The organism is Rhodococcus ruber, assembly GCF_016804345.1.
Classification (GTDB): Bacteria; Actinomycetota; Actinomycetes; order Mycobacteriales; family Mycobacteriaceae; genus Rhodococcus; species Rhodococcus ruber.
The window spans coordinates 2,945,766-2,960,888 of the sequence record NZ_CP044211.1 but is presented as its reverse complement, the minus strand read 5'-3'; the positions used below and the strand labels follow the sequence as shown (position 1 = coordinate 2,960,888).

The window sequence follows — 15,123 nt, the reverse complement described above, 5'->3', positions numbered from 1 at the left end:
GGTAGACGTCGCGCAGGCCCGGACCGAATCGACCCGCAAAGCGCAGCACATTACTCTGGAGGGGCGCTCGAGGCTCTCGCGCCCGCACGCTCCCCGTATACCCATGTCAGGAGACTTCTGCTCGTGTCGATCACAGACGAGATCCGCTCCCTCACCCAGGCAGTGCACCCCGCCGACTGGACCGACCTCGACACCAAGGCCGTCGACACCGCCCGCGTGCTCGCCGCCGACGCGGTCCAGAAGGTGGGCAACGGGCACCCCGGCACGGCGATGAGCCTTGCCCCCGTGGCCTACACGCTGTTCCAGAAAGTGATGCGGCACGACCCGACCGACCCGCACTGGGTGGGACGGGACCGGTTCGTGCTCTCGTGCGGACACTCGAGCCTGACGCTGTACATCCAGCTGTACCTGTCGGGGTACGGGCTCGAACTCGCCGACCTCGAGGCGCTGCGCACGTGGGGTTCGAAGACGCCGGGCCACCCCGAGTTCGGGCACACCGCGGGGGTGGAGATGACCACCGGCCCGCTCGGGCAGGGCCTGGCCTCCGCCGTGGGCATGGCGATGGCGGCGCGCCGGGAGCGCGGCCTGTTCGATCCGGACACCGCGACCGGCGCGAGCCCGTTCGACCACCACATCTACGTCCTCGCCTCCGACGGCGACATCGAAGAGGGCGTGACGTCGGAGGCCTCGTCCCTCGCGGGCGTGCAGCAGCTCGGCAACCTGATCGTCTTCTACGACGACAACAAGATCTCCATCGAGCACGACACGGCGATCGCCCTCGGTGAGGATGTCGCCCGGCGCTACGAGGCCTACGGCTGGCATGTGCAGACCGTCGAGGGCGGCGAGAACGTCACCGCGATCCTCGACGCCGTCGAGGCCGCCAAGGCCGTCACCGACAAGCCGTCGCTCGTCGTGCTGCGCACGATCATCGGCTACCCGGCGCCGACCAAGATGAACACCGGCGACGTGCACGGCGCCGCCCTCGGCGCCGAGGAGGTCGCCGCCGTCAAGACCGCCCTCGGGTTCGACCCGGAGCGGCACTTCGACGTCGACCCGGCGGTGATCGAGCACACCCGCGGCGTCGTCGAGCGCGGCGCGGCGGCCCGCACCGCATGGCAGGCCGAGTTCGACGCGTGGGCCGGCCGGGAGCCGCAGCGCAAGGAACTGTTCGACCGGTTACAGGCCGGGGAGTTCCCCGCCGGCTGGACCGAGGTCCTGCCCACCTACGAGCCGGCCGCCAAGGGCCCGGCCACCCGTAAGGCGTCCGGCAGCGCCCTCGCCGCGCTCGGCCCGGTGCTGCCCGAGCTGTGGGGCGGTTCGGCCGACCTGGCGGGCTCGAACAACACCACGATCCCCGGCTCGGACTCGTTCGGCCCGGTGTCGATCTCCACGAAGGACTGGAACGCCCAGCCCTACGGGCGGACGCTGCACTTCGGTGTGCGCGAGCACGCGATGGGTTCGATCCTCAACGGCATCGCCCTGCACGGCCCGACCCGCCCCTACGGCGGCACCTTCCTGGTGTTCAGCGACTACATGCGTCCCGCCGTGCGGCTCGCCGCGCTCATGCAGACCCCGGCGATCTACGTGTGGACCCACGATTCGATCGGTCTCGGCGAGGACGGCCCGACCCATCAGCCGGTCGAGCACCTCACCGCGCTGCGCGCGATCCCGAATCTGGCCGTGATCCGTCCCGGCGACGCGAACGAGACCTCGTTCGCGTGGGCCGCGGCGCTGGAGAACAAGACCGGCCCGACCGCCCTGGCCCTGACCCGCCAGGATGTGCCGGTGCTCGCGGGCACCCGGGAGAAGGCCGCCGAGGGCCTGCCCCGCGGCGCGTACGTGCTCGCCGAGGCGTCCACCGGCACGCCCGAGGTGATCCTGCTCGGCACCGGCTCCGAGCTGCAGCTCGCCGTCGCCGCCCGCGAGGTACTCGAGGCCGACGGTGTGCCCACCCGCGTGGTCTCCGTGCCGGTCCTCGACTGGTTCCTCCAGCAGGACCAGGCGTACCGCGACGAGGTGCTCCCGCCGGCGGTGCGTGCGCGTGTCTCCGTCGAGGCCGGACTGGCGATGCCGTGGCACCGCCTGCTCGGCGACGCCGGCGAGGCCGTCTCGCTCGAGCACTTCGGCGCCTCCGCCGACCACAAGACCCTGTTCCGCGAGTTCGGCATCACCGCCGAGGCCGTCGTCGACGCCGCCCGCCGCTCGCTGACCCGAGTGAAGGGATGATCCCGATGACCCAGCAGGTAACCCAGAACGCGAATCTCGTCCAGCTCTCGGCCGCCGGGGTGTCCGTGTGGCTCGACGACCTGTCCCGGGACCGCATCGAGACCGGCAACCTCGCCGAGCTGATCGCCACCCGCAGCGTCGTGGGTGTGACCACCAACCCGTCGATCTTCCAGGCGGCGCTCAGCAAGGGCCACGTCTACGACGCCCAGGTCCGGGAGCTCGCGCTGGCCGGCGCCGATGTGGACACCACCATCCGCACCGTCACCACCGACGACGTGCGCTCCGCGTGCGACGTCCTGGCCCCGGTGTTCGAGGCCAGCGACGGTGTCGACGGCCGGGTCTCCATCGAGGTCGACCCGCGGCTGGCGCACTCCACCGACGCGACCGTGCAGCAGGCGATCGAGCTGTGGCGCATCGTGGACCGGCCCAATCTGCTCATCAAGATCCCCGCGACGGTGGCCGGCCTGCCGGCCATCGCCCGCGTGATCGGCGAGGGCATCAGCGTGAACGTGACGCTGATCTTCTCGGTCGAGCGCTACGAACGGGTCATCGAGGCCTATCTGGACGGTCTGACCGCCGCCAAGTCGGCCGGGCACGAGCTGTCGACGATCCACTCGGTGGCCTCGTTCTTCGTCTCCCGCGTCGACACCGAGATCGACGCGCGGCTCGACGCGATCGGCACCCCCGAGGCGCTGGCGCTGCGCGGCAAGGCCGGCGTCGCCAACGCCCGCCTGGCGTACGCGGCGTACCGCCGGGCGTTCGAGTCCGGGGCCCGGTTCGAGCAGCTCGCCGCGGCCGGTGCGCGTCCGCAGCGCGCCCTGTGGGCGTCGACCGGGGTGAAGAACCCCGACTACTCGGACACCCTGTACGTCACCGAACTGGTCGCCCCGAACACGGTCAACACGATGCCGGAGAAGACCCTCGAGGCCGTCGCCGACCACGGCGAGGTCACCGGCGACACGGTCACCGGTACCGAGAAGGCGGCCGAGAACGTGTTCTCCGCGCTGTCGACGATCGGGGTGAACCTGCCCGAGGTGTTCCGCAAGCTCGAGGACGAGGGCGTCGAGAAGTTCGAGGTGTCCTGGAACGAGCTGCTCGCCGCCACCTCCGAGCAGCTGATCGCGCACGGCGCGAAGAGCTGACGCGGTGCGCGGACCCGAGACGGCGGCGTGGGTCAATCCACTCCGGGACGAGCGTGATCGTCGGCTACCCCGGATCGCCGGGCCGTGTGCCCTGGTGATCTTCGGGGTCACCGGCGACCTCGCCCGCCGCAAGCTGATGCCGGCGGTGTACGACCTGGCCAACCGCGGTCTGCTGCCGCCCGGGTTCGCGCTCGTCGGCTTCGCGCGACGGGACTGGGCCGACGAGGACTTCGGTCAGGTCGTGCACGATGCCGTGAAGGCCAACTCGCGCACCAAGTTCCGGGAGGAGGTGTGGAATCGTCTGGCCGAGGGCATCCGGTTCGTGCAGGGCAGCTTCGACGACGACGCCGCGTTCACCGAACTCGCCTCGACGCTGGCCGAGCTGGACAAGGCCCGCGGCACGGGCGGCAACCACGCCTTTTACCTGTCCATCCCGCCGAACGCGTTCCCGGTGGTGTCCGCGCAGCTCAAACGGTCCGGACTCGCGATCGCGCAAGACGGCACCTGGAGCCGGGTGATCATCGAGAAGCCGTTCGGTCACGACCTGACGAGCGCCCAGGAACTGAACCGGCTGGTCGCCGAGGTGTTCCCCGAGGAGGCGGTGTTCCGCATCGACCACTACCTCGGCAAGGAGACGGTGCAGAACATCCTGGCGTTGCGATTCGCGAATCAGTTGTTCGATCCGCTGTGGAACGCGCACTACGTCGACCACGTGCAGATCACGATGGCGGAGGACATCGGTCTCGGCGGCCGCGCCGGCTACTACGACGGCATCGGCGCCGGCCGGGACGTGATCCAGAACCACCTGCTGCAGCTGCTCGCGTTCATCGCGATGGAGGAACCGATCAGCTTCGACCCGGCGGAGTTGCGGGCGGAGAAGATCAAGGTGCTGTCCGCGACCCGGCTCGCCGAGCCCCTCGACGAGACCACCGCGCGCGGCCAGTACATCGCCGGCTGGCAGAACGGCGGGCAGGTCGTCGGCCTGCACGAGGAGCAGGGCTTCGCCGCCGACTCGACCACCGAGACCTACGCGGCGATCACCTGCGAGATCGACACCCGCCGCTGGGCCGGAGTGCCGTTCTACCTGCGCACCGGCAAGCGTCTGGGCCGGCGCGTCACCGAGATCGCGATCGTGTTCAAGCGGGCCCCGCACCTGCCGTTCGACCAGACGATGACCACCGAGCTCGGCCAGAACGCCCTCGTCATCCGCGTGCAGCCCGACGAGGGGGTCACCCTCCGCTTCGGTTCCAAGGTGCCCGGCTCGAGCATGGAGGTCCGCGACGTCAACATGGACTTCAGCTACGGCCAGGCGTTCACCGAGTCCTCCCCCGAGGCGTACGAGCGGCTGATCCTCGACGTGCTGCTCGGCGTGCCGTCGCTCTTCCCTGTCGACGACGAGGTCGAGCTGTCGTGGAGGATCCTCGACCCGGTGCTCGAGCGCTGGGCGGCGCACGGCAAGCCCGAGCCGTACGAGGCCGGCACGTGGGGGCCGTCGTCGGCCGACGAGATGCTCCGCCGCTCGGGCCGCGAATGGAGACGCCCGTGAGGATGCAGCTGCGCAACGCCACCGCGATCGACATCAGCAAACAGCTCGTCCAGCTGCGGCAGACCGGCGGCATCGTCACGCAGGGGCGCGTGCTCACCCTGGTGGTGTGCACCGACGGTCCACGCGGCCTCGAGGCCGCGATCACCGCGGCCATCGGGGCGTCGCGGGAGCATCCGTGCCGCGTGATCGTCGTCGGCCGCGGCCGCGCGGGCGACGAACCGCGCATGGATGCGGAGATCCGCATCGGCGGTGACGCCGGGGCCTCGGAGGTGCTGATCCTCGCGTTGCACGGCCCGCTCGCCGACCACCAGGAATCGGTGATCGTGCCGTTCCTGCTGCCGGACACCCCGGTGGTGGTGTGGTGGCCGAACACCCCTCCCGAGGTGCCGGCGGCGGACCCGGTGGGGCGGCTCGCCGTGCGACGCCTGACCGATGCGACGAACTCGTCGCGCCCGATGACCGAGATCGTCTCGCGGCTGTCCGGCTACACCCCCGGCGACACCGACCTCGCGTGGGGCCGGATCACGTATTGGCGGGCGCTGCTCGTCTCCGCGCTCGACCAGCCACCGTTCGAGCCGGTCGAGTCGGCGCTGGTATCGGGACTCGGCAGCGAACCGGCGGTGGATCTGCTCGCGGGCTGGCTCGCGAGCCGTATCGACGGCCCGGTGCACCGCGCGGTGGGCGATCTGCGGGTCGAGTTGCGCACCCGAACCCAGACGATCTCGCTCGAGCGGCCTCAGGACGGGCGCGTGGCCACGCTGCGGCGCACCGGCAAACCCGATTCGCTGATCACGCTCGCACGCCGCGACTCCTCGGAATGCCTCGCCGAGGAACTGCGGCGGCTCGATCCCGACGAGGTGTACCACGCGGCCCTGACGGCCCTGTCGAAGGTGGAATATGTCTGACGCGCGCCACATCTCCGGGAACGTCCACGTGCGGCGCTTCGAGTCGGGCGACGAGCTCGCGCGGGCGGCCGCCGCAGCGTTCGTCGAGACCGTGGTCGCCGCGCAGCGCGACCGCGGCCACGCCGCGGTGGTGCTGACCGGCGGCGGCACCGGCATCGCCGTGCTCGACGCGGTCCTGCGGGCTCCCGGCGGAATCGACTGGTCCGCGGTCGACGTGTACTTCGGTGACGAGCGGTACCTGCCGCCGGGCGATCCCGAGCGCAACGAGGTCCAGGCCCGCGCGGCGCTGCTCGACCACGTGCCGCTCGATCCGGCGCGGGTGCACGCGATGCCCACCCTCGACGAGGCCGGGGCCGGTTCCCCCGAGTCGGCGGCCCGCGCGTACGCGCAGGTGCTCGCCGCGAACTCCTCCGACGGCAGCACCCCCGAGTTCGACGTGCACCTGCTGGGGATGGGCGGCGAGGGACACGTCAACTCGCTGTTCCCGCACACCGACGCGGTGCGCGAGCAGGATCGCTTCGTCGTCGGCGTCGACGACTCCCCCAAGCCGCCCGCCGCGCGGGTCACGCTCACCCTCCCGGCGGTCCGCCGTGCCCGGCAGGTGTGGCTCCTCGTCACCGGCGCGGCCAAGGCCGAGGCCGTCGCGGCCGCGGTGGGCGGCGCCGACGCGGTGGACATCCCGGCCGCCGGGGCGCGGGGCCGCGAACAGACCGTGTGGTTCCTCGACACGGAGGCCGCCGCGGCGCTGCCCGCGGGCTGACCGTCACCACCGCCGCCCGTCCCGGTCGGGTCCGCCGGACCGCGGATCCGGGGGCACACGGCCGTCGGTCACGCCGCAACGCAGGCGTGCCGCCCAGCTCGGATTGCGGGTCGCGCGCAGCCCGGTGAGGCGGCCACGGCGGCATCGCTCCGTCCTACGGTCCATCGCGAAGCTCCTCCCCTACGGTGTTCCCTGCCCAGTTCGGTGTTCCCAGTTCCGTGTTCCCTGCCCAGTTCGACGCCGCGGCCACCCCCGCGGTTCCCGCGGGACGGCCCGGCGCATACCCGGCGGGCTGCGCTCCGGCGGACCACAATGGGGACAGCACTGCGTGGAAAGGAGCCTTCGATGAGCACCCCGACCACCGTCCTGGGCGAGATCCGGCCCGAGCACGGCTGTCCGGACGGGTCCTCCCTCGTCACCCTGCACTACGTGCGCAGCTTCGCCCTGCCGGTCGGCGAGGTGTGGGCGGAGCTGACCGACCGGCTCGAACACTGGTACGGACGGTGGACGGGCGACCCCGCCTCGGGACGGGTGCAGCTGACGATGACCGACGAGCACGACACGGCGACGACGGACGTGCGGATCCTGCGCTGCGACCCGCCCCACGTCCTCGTCGTCGACCAGGACGGGTGGCAACTCGAGCTCACGACGAAGCAGGTGGGGGTCGTCACCACCCTCGAGTTCTCGCACCGGCACGTCCCGCGGTCGGAGACCTCGGAGATCGGTCCCGGCTGGCAGTACTACCTCGACCGGCTCGACGCCGTGCTCGGCGGCCGGGCCCTGCCGCACTGGGAGGGCTACCTCGAACTCGCCGACGAGTATCGGTGAGTCGCACCCGATTCCGGTGATCACCGGCCTGCGCCGGCAACGTCCTCTACGCTCGGGGCACCGCGCAACTTCCGGGGAGGACGGCGGCCATGAGCGCTTCCGGTGCCAGCGAGACCACTCGGCGGAACCTGCAGGCCGCGGCGGCCACGCTGCCCGCGGACGACGGGCAGGACTTCGAGGATGCGACGCGCGGGTTCGTCGGCCGCAGCGAGCAACGGACGATCACCACCGCGGACGGACGCGTGGTGTGGGACCTCGACGCCTACGCGTTCCTCGACGGGCCCGCCCCGCCGACGGCGCATCCGAGTCTGTGGCGGCAGAGCCGGCTGCTCACCGAGGACGGCCTGTTCGAGGTGGTGCCGGGGATCTACCAGTTGCGCGGGTTCGACCTGTCGGTGATGACCGTCGTCGAGGGTGACACCGGGGTGATCGTGATCGACCCGCTGATCAGCGCGGAGACCGCCGCGGCGGCGCTGACGCTGTACCGGCGGCACCGCGGCGACCGGCCCGTGTCCGGAATGATCTACACCCACTCCCATGTCGACCACTTCGGTGGCGTCGAGGGGGTGCTCGACGCGGAACTCGTCGCGGCCGGGACGGTCCCGGTCGTCGCCCCGGCCGGGTTCCTCGAACATGCGGTGTCGGAGAACCTGTTCGCGGGCACGGCGATGTCGCGGCGCTCGGGTTACATGTACGGGGCGGCGCTCGGGAAGGGGCCGGCCGGTCAGATCGGTGCCGGGCTGGGCCAGACCACGTCGGCCGGCACCGTCACGCTCATCGCGCCGACCGTCGACATCACCGCGACCGGGCAGGAGCTCACCGTCGACGGGGTACGGATGGTCTTCCAGCTGACCCCCGGCACCGAGGCCCCCGCCGAGACGAACATCTGGTTCCCCGAGCGGCGCGCGCTGTGCGCGGCCGAGAATGCCACCCACACCCTGCACAACATCCTCACGTTGCGCGGTGCGGTGGTGCGCGACGCGCACGCCTGGGGCCACTACCTCAACGAGACGATCGGCCTGTGGGGCGACGCGCTCGAGGTCGTGTTCGCCTCGCACCACTGGCCGACCTGGGGCCGGGAGCGAGCGCTCGAATTCCTCGCCGTGCAGCGCGACATGTACCTGTACCTGCACGATCAGACGGTGCGGATGATGAATCAGGGCCTCGTGGGCGCGGAGATCGCCGAACGGTTCGAGTTGCCCCCGGCCCTGGCGGCGGCGTGGCACACCCACGGCTACTACGGCTCGGTGAGCCACAACGTCAAGGCGATCTACCAGCGGTACATGGGGTGGTACGACGGCAACCCCGCCAACCTGTGGGCCCATCCCCCGGCCGAGGCCGCCCGCCGGTACGTCGACGCCATGGGCGGCGCCGACGCCGCCCTCGCCGTCGCGCGAGGTGCCTTCGAGGAGGGCGACTACCGCTGGGTGCTCGAGGTCTGCAAACATCTGCTGTTCACCGACGACACCGATCAGGCCGCCCGGGACCTGCAGGCCGACGCGATGGAGCAACTCGCGTACGGCGCCGAGAACGGCACCTGGCGCTGCGTCTATCTGGCCGGCGCGAAGGAACTCCGCGAGGGAATCTTCGGGTCGCCGGTGCAGTCCTCGGGCGACTTCCTCGATGCGCTGACCGTCCCGCAGCTGTTCGACAGCCTGGCGGTGCGGGTGGACGGACCCCGCGCGTGGGATCTGCAGCTGGTGATCACGTGGGTCCTGACCGACCTCGGGACCACGTATCTCACGGAACTGCGCCACGGCGTGCTCAACCATCGGACCGTGCCCGAGCCGCCGCCGGACAGCACCGTGTTCACCCTCACCCGCCGCGCCCTGATCGGTGCCCTCACCGGGCAGCTGGATGCGGCGGCGGCCCTCGCGGACGGGACGATCGCGGTGACGGGCGACCCGACAGTGGTGGCCCGGCTCGTCGAGGTACTCGCACCGGTGGATCCGGACTTCGCGATCGTCACGCCCTGACGTCCGCCTCGGCCGGACCTGCGGTGCACGCGCCGCGGGTCAGCCGGGCCGGAGGACGCCGAAGTCGCCGAGGTCGTGGGAGATGGTGAAGGTGCGCGACGTCAGGCGCCAGCCGTCCCGGGTGCGGACCCACCGGTCGTCGTACTCGCCGAAGCACTCGTAGCTCGCCCCGGCGGCCGGGCCCGCGCCCACGTGGTGGACGCGGGCGTACGTCAGCGACCGGGCCCGGTCGCCGTCGACCTCGATGCGGTGGTTGCCCAGCAAGTGCTGCGAGGGTCCGCAGCCGCCGAGATGGGCGCGGACCACGGCGACGATGCCGTCGCGCCCCGCCGCGCCGTAGCCGGTCGCGGAGTCGGTGAAGGCGGCACCGAGACCGGCCCAGTCCCGGCGGTCGAGGGCGGAGGCGAGTTCGGCGAGCCGTTCGACGATCTGTTCGCGGTCATGAGTCACCCGTCCAGGTGTAGCGGGTCACGGCCGTTCGGCGCGCCGTCGTCCCGCTGAGCGGGCAGCTCCGGCCGGTCCGGCCCGGCCGGACCGGCCGCTGCCGCCCCGGCCTGCTGCCCGGCGCTAGCCGCTGTTCCGCAGCGCGGTCGCGAGGCCGTTCATCGTCAGCTGGATGCCGCGGCGGACCCGGTCGGTGTCCTCCCCCGCCCGGAACCGGCGCAGCAACTCGACCTGCAGGTGGTTCAGCGGCTCGAGGTACGGGAAGCGGTTGTGCACCGACCGGGCGAGCGCCGGGTTGTCCGCGGTGAGCTCGGAGTGCCCCGTGATCGCCAGGTAGACGCGCACGGTGCGCTCGTGTTCCGCGGTGATCTTGTCGAACACCCGGTCCCGCAGGTCCGGGTCCGGCACCAGTTCGGCGTAGCGCGCCGCGAGACCGAGGTCGGACTTGGCCAGCACCATCGCCATGTTGGACAGCACGGTGCGGAAGAACGGCCAGCGCCGATACAGGCCGGTGAGGGTGGCCAGGCGCGCCTCGTCGCCCGCGATCCAGGTCTCGACGGCCGTCCCGGTGCCGTACCAGCCGGGCAGCATGACACGGGACTGGGTCCATGCCAGCACCCAGGGGATCGCCCGCAGGTCGGCGATCGACGACGTCGGCTTGCGCGAGGTGGGCCGGCTGCCGATGTTCAGGGCCCCGATCTCCGCGACCGGCGTGGCCGTCCGGAAGTACTCGACGAAGCCCGGGGTCTCGTGCACGAGATCGCTGTAGGCGGCGCGGGCAAGTTCGGCGAGCTCGTCGAGCACCGCGTACGCCGGGCCGGCGTCGCTGCCGAGTCCCTCGACGTCGAGGAGGGTGGACTCGAGGGTCGCGGCGACGAGGGACTCGAGATTGCGGCGCGCCAGCTTCGGCTCGGCGTACTTCGCCGCGATCACCTCACCCTGCTCGGTCAGGCGCAGCGAGCCGGCGACGGCCCCGGGCGGCTGCGCAAGGATCGCGTCGTAGCTCGGTCCGCCGCCGCGACCGACGGTGCCGCCGCGGCCGTGGAACAGGCGCAGCCGGATCCCGGCGGTGCGCGCGGCCTCCACCAGGTCGAGTTCGGCCCGGTACAGCGCCCAGTTCGCGGCGAGGTAGCCGCCGTCCTTGTTCGAGTCCGAATAGCCCAGCATGACCTCCTGGACCCCGCCGGCGGAGTCGACGAGGTTGCGGAACTCGGGGACGGCGAGGGCGGCGGTGAGGATCTCGGCGCCGTGCCGCAGATCGTCGATGGTCTCGAACAGCGGGATCACCGCGACCGGGCAGCGCGGCCCGGCGATGTCGTGCTCGACGAGGCCGGCCTCGTCGAGCAGAACCAGCGCCTCGAGCAGATCCGAGACCGAGCTGCACATGCTGACGATGTAGTGCGGCACGGCATCCGGGCCCAACCGGGTCACGGCGTCGGCGGCGGCACGGAGCACGCCGAGTTCACGGGCGGTGTCGGCGCCGAGCCGCGCGCCGGGCGCGCTGAGGGGACGGCGGGTGCGCAGTTCGGCCGCGAGCAGCGCGACCTTCTCCTCCTCGGGCAGCGCCGGGTAGTCGTCGGTGACACCGGCCCAGCTGAACAGTTCGGCGATCACCCGGCCGTGCACCTCCGCGTTCTGCCGCAGGTCGAGGGAGGCGAGGTGGAAGCCGAAAGCCTCGACGGCGCCGCGCACGTGCGCGAGCCGGTCGTCGGCGAGGACCGCGCTGCCGCCGGCGCGCAGGGCGGCGTCGAGGATGTCGAGGTCGGCGAGCAGTTCGGCGGGCGTGTCGTAGGCGGTCAGCCGGCTCGGCACCGCGTGCGGCGGTGGGTCGTCGAGCAGTCGCGCCGCGGTGGCGGTCAGGCGGCCCCGGATGCCGCGCAGCGCGCGGCGGTACGGTTCGTCGGCGCGCGACGGGGCGGCGTCACCGGAGGCGTCGGCGAGGCGGGCCAGGTCGTCGGTGACGCGGACCAGACGTGCGGACATCGACAGCTCCTGCTCGAGCCGTTCGAGCTCGGCGAGGTGATGGCCGAGGGCGGTCGCGGCGGCCCGGTCGGTGGCGCGGTGGACGACCTCGGCGGTGACGTTGGGGTTGCCGTCGCGGTCGCCGCCGATCCAGGTTCCGGTGCGCACCAACGGGTCCGGCAGCAGCGGGACGCCGGGCCAGCGTTCGCGCAGGGCGCGCCGGACCTCGGCGTTGAGGGCCGGGACGACGCGGAACAGGGCGGCGTCGTAGTAGCGCAGGCCCACTTCGATCTCGTCCTGGATGCGCAGGCGGGCGAGCCGGATGAGGGCGGTCTGCCACAGGGTGAGGATCTGCCGCCACAGGTGCAGGTCGATGTCGGATCGCTCGTCGGGTTCGGCGCGTTCGCGGCGGCGCATGAGATCGGTGATGCGGGTCTGCACGTCGAAGACGGTGCGGCGGCGGGTCTCGGTGGGGTGGGCGGTGATCACCGGGGAGACGAGGGCGCCGTCGAGCGCGGCGGCGACCTCGGCGGGGTCGAGTTCGGCGGCGTCGAGCTTGCGGTAGGTGGCGGCCAGGGAGCTGTCCTGTGCCGGCTCCCCGGCGCGCACGTGCACGGCGCGGCGGCGTTCCCGGTGCAGGTCCTCGGCGAGGTTCGCCAGCAGCGCGAAGTGGCTGAAGGCCCGGATGACGGGGAGGGTGTCGTCGGTGGGGACGTCGGCGAACATCGCCGCGAGTTCGGCGCGGTCGATCTCGGAGCGGCGCACGCGGAAGCTCTCGACGCGGGCGCGTTCGACGAGGGCGAAGAGGTGCTCGCCGGCCTGTTCGCGGACGATGCGGCCCAGCATCCCGCCGAGCAGCCGGATGTCCTGGCGCAGAGGTTCGGTGGCGGAGCGGGACCCGGAGGGGTCGGCCGGGCGGGCGGTATCCGTCATCCGGTCAGTATCGCGGCCGACGCACGACGGCGCGACCCGGAAGTCCGGGTCGCGCCGTCGTGCGCAGTGCTCAGCTGAACTTGATCTGCAGGCCGATGCCGAGGATGGCGATCAGCCAGACGATGCCGGTGAACACGGTCAGCCGGTCGAGGTTCTTCTCGGCGACACTGGAGCCGGACAGGCTGGACTGGACACCGCCACCGAACAGGGTGGACAGACCGCCGCCCTTGCCGCGGTGCAGCAGCACGAGCAGGATCAGCAGCAGGCTGGTGGTGATCAGCAGGATGTCGAGGAACAGTGCCATGGCGCCAGACTACAGGGCGCCGTCGCGGCGCCCTTCCGGGCCTCGGGGGATCCGGAAGGGCACCGCGGGTGCCTTACAGCGGCCCGCCCGCGGCGATGGCGGACAGCTGGGCGAACTCGTCGGCCTTGAGCGAGGCACCGCCGACGAGACCGCCGTCGATGTCGAGCTGGGCGATCAGTTCGCCGACGTTCTTGGCGTTGACCGAGCCGCCGTAGAGCACGCGGACGGCGTCGGCGGTCTCCGGGGAGGCGAGCTCGGCGAGGGTGGCGCGTACCGCCGCGCACACCTCCTGGGCGTCGGCGGCCGAGGCCACCTTGCCGGTGCCGATGGCCCAGACCGGCTCGTACGCGACGACGATCTTCGCGATGTCGTCGGACGAGAGCCCCGCGAGGGATCCGCGCAGCTGGGCGACGTTGTGGGACACGTGCTGACCGGCTTCGCGGATGTCGAGGCCTTCGCCGATGCACACGATCGGGGTCAGGCCGTGCCGCAACGCCGCCTTGGTCTTGGCGAGGACGATCTCGTCGGTCTCGCCGTGCAGGGTGCGTCGCTCCGAGTGGCCGACCACCACGTAGGTGCACCCCAGCTTGGCCAGCATCGCGCCGCTGATCTCTCCGGTGTAGGCACCCGAGTCGTGGGCCGAGACGTCCTGCGCACCGTAGGTGAGCAGCAGCTTGTCGCCCTCGATCAGCGTCTGCACGCTGCGGATGTCGGTGAACGGCGGCAGCACCGTCACGTCCACCTTCTCGAGGTACTTCTCCGGCAGCGCGAAGGCGATCTTCTGCACGAGGGCGATGGCCTCGAGGTGGTTGAGGTTCATCTTCCAGTTGCCGGCGATGAGCGGCTTTCGGGTCATCTCAGGCCTCCGGTGCGGTGTCGTCGAGGGCGCTGATCCCGGGCAGCTCCTTGCCCTCGAGGTATTCGAGGGAGGCGCCGCCGCCGGTGGAGATGTGGGAGAACCCGTCCTCGGGGAGGCCGAGCAGACGCACGGCCGCGGCCGAGTCGCCGCCGCCGACGACGCTGAACGCGCCGGAGCGGGTGGCCTCGACGATCGCCTCGGCGACCCCCTTGGTGCCGGCCGCGAACTTCTCGAACTCGAACACGCCCATCGGGCCGTTCCAGAACACGGTCTTGGCGCCGGTGAGGTACTGGGCGAACCGGGCCACCGACTCGGGTCCGATGTCCAGGCCCATCCAGCCGTCGGGGATCTCGGTGGTGGGCACCGTCTTCGCCTCGGCGTCGGCGGCGAAGGAGTCGGCGACGACCACGTCCTGCGGGATGTGGATGACGTCGCCGAACCGCTCGAGCAGGTCCTTGCACGTCTCGGTCATCGATTCCTCGAGCAGCGAGTTGCCCACCGGGATGCCTTGCGCGGCAAGGAAGGTGAAGCACATACCGCCACCGATGACGAGGGTGTCGACCTTGGGGGCGAGGGCTTCGATGACGGCGAGCTTGTCGGAGACCTTCGAGCCGCCGAGCACCACCGCGTAGGGCCGCTCCGGGTCGCTCGTGAGCTTGGCGAGGACCTCGACTTCGGCGGCGACGAGGTTGCCCGCGTAGTGCGGGAGCAGCTTCGCCACGTCGTACACCGAGGCCTGCTTGCGGTGCACCACGCCGAAGCCGTCGGAGACGAAAGCCCCGTCGTCGCCGACGAGTTCGACGAGGTCGCGGGCCAGCGCCTGCCGCTGCGCCTCGTCCTTGCTGGTTTCGCGCGGATCGAAGCGAATGTTCTCGAGCAGGAGGATGTCGCCGTCGGTCAGGCCTTCCGAGCGGGCCAGCGCGTCCTGCCCGACGACGTCGCCGGCGAGCTGGACGTTGCGGCCGAGCACGTCGCCGAGTTTCGCCGCGACCGGGGCGAGGGAGAACTTCGGATCGGGCTCGCCCTTGGGCCGGCCCAGGTGGGCGGTGACGACGACCTTCGCGCCCGCCTCGGCGAGCGCGGCGATCGTCGGGGCGGACGCGATGATGCGACCGGGGTCGGTGATCGTCGCGCCGTCCAGCGGGACGTTGAGGTCCGAGCGCACCAGCACGCCACGGCCCTCGACGCCGGCGGCGAGCAGATCCTCGAGAGTCTGAACTGCCACTGTTCGACTGTCC

12 protein-coding genes are annotated in these 15,123 nt (G+C 71.7%); 7 read left to right on the top strand and 5 right to left on the bottom strand.

Annotation, left to right across the window (positions count from 1 at the left end; genetic code table 11):
- Nucleotides 1–123 precede the first annotated feature (123 nt).
- The 7 genes from tkt (at nucleotide 124) to F1734_RS13750 (ending at nucleotide 9,383) form a co-directional block, all read left to right on the top strand.
- Nucleotides 124–2,226 carry a transketolase gene (gene tkt / locus F1734_RS13780; protein ID WP_017682096.1) on the top strand — a complete coding sequence of 701 codons (2,103 nt, stop codon included), beginning with the start codon at nucleotides 124–126 and terminating at the stop codon, nucleotides 2,224–2,226.
- 5 nt (nucleotides 2,227–2,231) lie between these two features.
- Nucleotides 2,232–3,368 (top strand): transaldolase, encoded by a 1,137-nt coding sequence (gene tal, locus F1734_RS13775; RefSeq protein WP_026138081.1) that lies wholly within the window; start codon nucleotides 2,232–2,234, stop codon nucleotides 3,366–3,368.
- A 4-nt stretch (nucleotides 3,369–3,372) separates the two neighbouring features.
- A complete protein-coding gene (gene zwf, locus F1734_RS13770) occupies nucleotides 3,373–4,914 on the top strand; it encodes a glucose-6-phosphate dehydrogenase (RefSeq protein WP_203010689.1) in 1,542 nt (513 codons plus the stop codon).
- Nucleotides 4,911–5,819, top strand: a complete 909-nt coding sequence (gene opcA, locus F1734_RS13765) for a glucose-6-phosphate dehydrogenase assembly protein OpcA (protein WP_371851032.1) — start codon at nucleotides 4,911–4,913, stop codon at nucleotides 5,817–5,819. The genes zwf and opcA overlap by 4 nt, the downstream gene beginning before the upstream one ends.
- On the top strand, nucleotides 5,812–6,579 hold the full coding sequence (gene pgl, locus F1734_RS13760; RefSeq protein WP_010595097.1) for a 6-phosphogluconolactonase: 768 nt from the start codon (nucleotides 5,812–5,814) through the stop codon (nucleotides 6,577–6,579). Before opcA ends, pgl begins: the two co-directional genes overlap by 8 nt.
- Before the next feature lie 345 nt (nucleotides 6,580–6,924).
- Complete coding sequence (locus tag F1734_RS13755; protein ID WP_203010688.1) at nucleotides 6,925–7,407, top strand: SRPBCC domain-containing protein; 483 nt, start codon at nucleotides 6,925–6,927, stop codon at nucleotides 7,405–7,407.
- Nucleotides 7,408–7,496: 89 nt separating this feature from the next.
- Nucleotides 7,497–9,383 carry an alkyl/aryl-sulfatase gene (locus F1734_RS13750; protein ID WP_010595099.1) on the top strand — a complete coding sequence of 629 codons (1,887 nt, stop codon included), beginning with the start codon at nucleotides 7,497–7,499 and terminating at the stop codon, nucleotides 9,381–9,383.
- Nucleotides 9,384–9,422: 39 nt separating this feature from the next.
- Here F1734_RS13750 and F1734_RS13745 read toward each other — a convergent pair whose 3' ends face one another.
- From F1734_RS13745 to F1734_RS13725, 5 genes are all read right to left on the bottom strand, one after another.
- Nucleotides 9,423–9,833: a nuclear transport factor 2 family protein gene (locus F1734_RS13745; RefSeq protein ID WP_040271526.1), complete on the bottom strand. Its 411-nt coding sequence runs from the start codon at nucleotides 9,831–9,833 to the stop codon at nucleotides 9,423–9,425.
- Nucleotides 9,834–9,950: 117 nt separating this feature from the next.
- Nucleotides 9,951–12,722: a phosphoenolpyruvate carboxylase gene (gene ppc / locus F1734_RS13740; RefSeq protein ID WP_010595101.1), complete on the bottom strand. Its 2,772-nt coding sequence runs from the start codon at nucleotides 12,720–12,722 to the stop codon at nucleotides 9,951–9,953.
- Nucleotides 12,723–12,792: 70 nt separating this feature from the next.
- Nucleotides 12,793–13,026 (bottom strand): preprotein translocase subunit SecG, encoded by a 234-nt coding sequence (gene secG, locus F1734_RS13735; RefSeq protein WP_003939471.1) that lies wholly within the window; start codon nucleotides 13,024–13,026, stop codon nucleotides 12,793–12,795.
- A gap of 73 nt (nucleotides 13,027–13,099) precedes the next feature.
- Complete coding sequence (tpiA, locus tag F1734_RS13730; protein WP_010595102.1) at nucleotides 13,100–13,882, bottom strand: triose-phosphate isomerase; 783 nt, start codon at nucleotides 13,880–13,882, stop codon at nucleotides 13,100–13,102.
- Nucleotide 13,883: 1 nt separating this feature from the next.
- On the bottom strand, nucleotides 13,884–15,110 hold the full coding sequence (locus F1734_RS13725; RefSeq protein WP_010595103.1) for a phosphoglycerate kinase: 1,227 nt from the start codon (nucleotides 15,108–15,110) through the stop codon (nucleotides 13,884–13,886).
- Nucleotides 15,111–15,123: the final 13 nt, after the last annotated feature.

Bases quoted from the DNA above. Each gene is read 5' to 3' on its own strand.
- ppc (WP_010595101.1), bottom strand. From the start codon at position 12,722: ATGACGGATACCGCCCGCCCGGCCGACCCCTCCGGGTCCCGCTCCGCC.
- F1734_RS13755 (WP_203010688.1), top strand. From the start codon at position 6,925: ATGAGCACCCCGACCACCGTCCTGGGCGAGATCCGGCCCGAGCACGGC.
- secG (WP_003939471.1), bottom strand. From the start codon at position 13,026: ATGGCACTGTTCCTCGACATCCTGCTGATCACCACCAGCCTGCTGCTG.
- pgl (WP_010595097.1), top strand. From the start codon at position 5,812: ATGTCTGACGCGCGCCACATCTCCGGGAACGTCCACGTGCGGCGCTTC.
- tal (WP_026138081.1), top strand. From the start codon at position 2,232: ATGACCCAGCAGGTAACCCAGAACGCGAATCTCGTCCAGCTCTCGGCC.
- tpiA (WP_010595102.1), bottom strand. From the start codon at position 13,882: ATGACCCGAAAGCCGCTCATCGCCGGCAACTGGAAGATGAACCTCAAC.
- F1734_RS13750 (WP_010595099.1), top strand. From the start codon at position 7,497: ATGAGCGCTTCCGGTGCCAGCGAGACCACTCGGCGGAACCTGCAGGCC.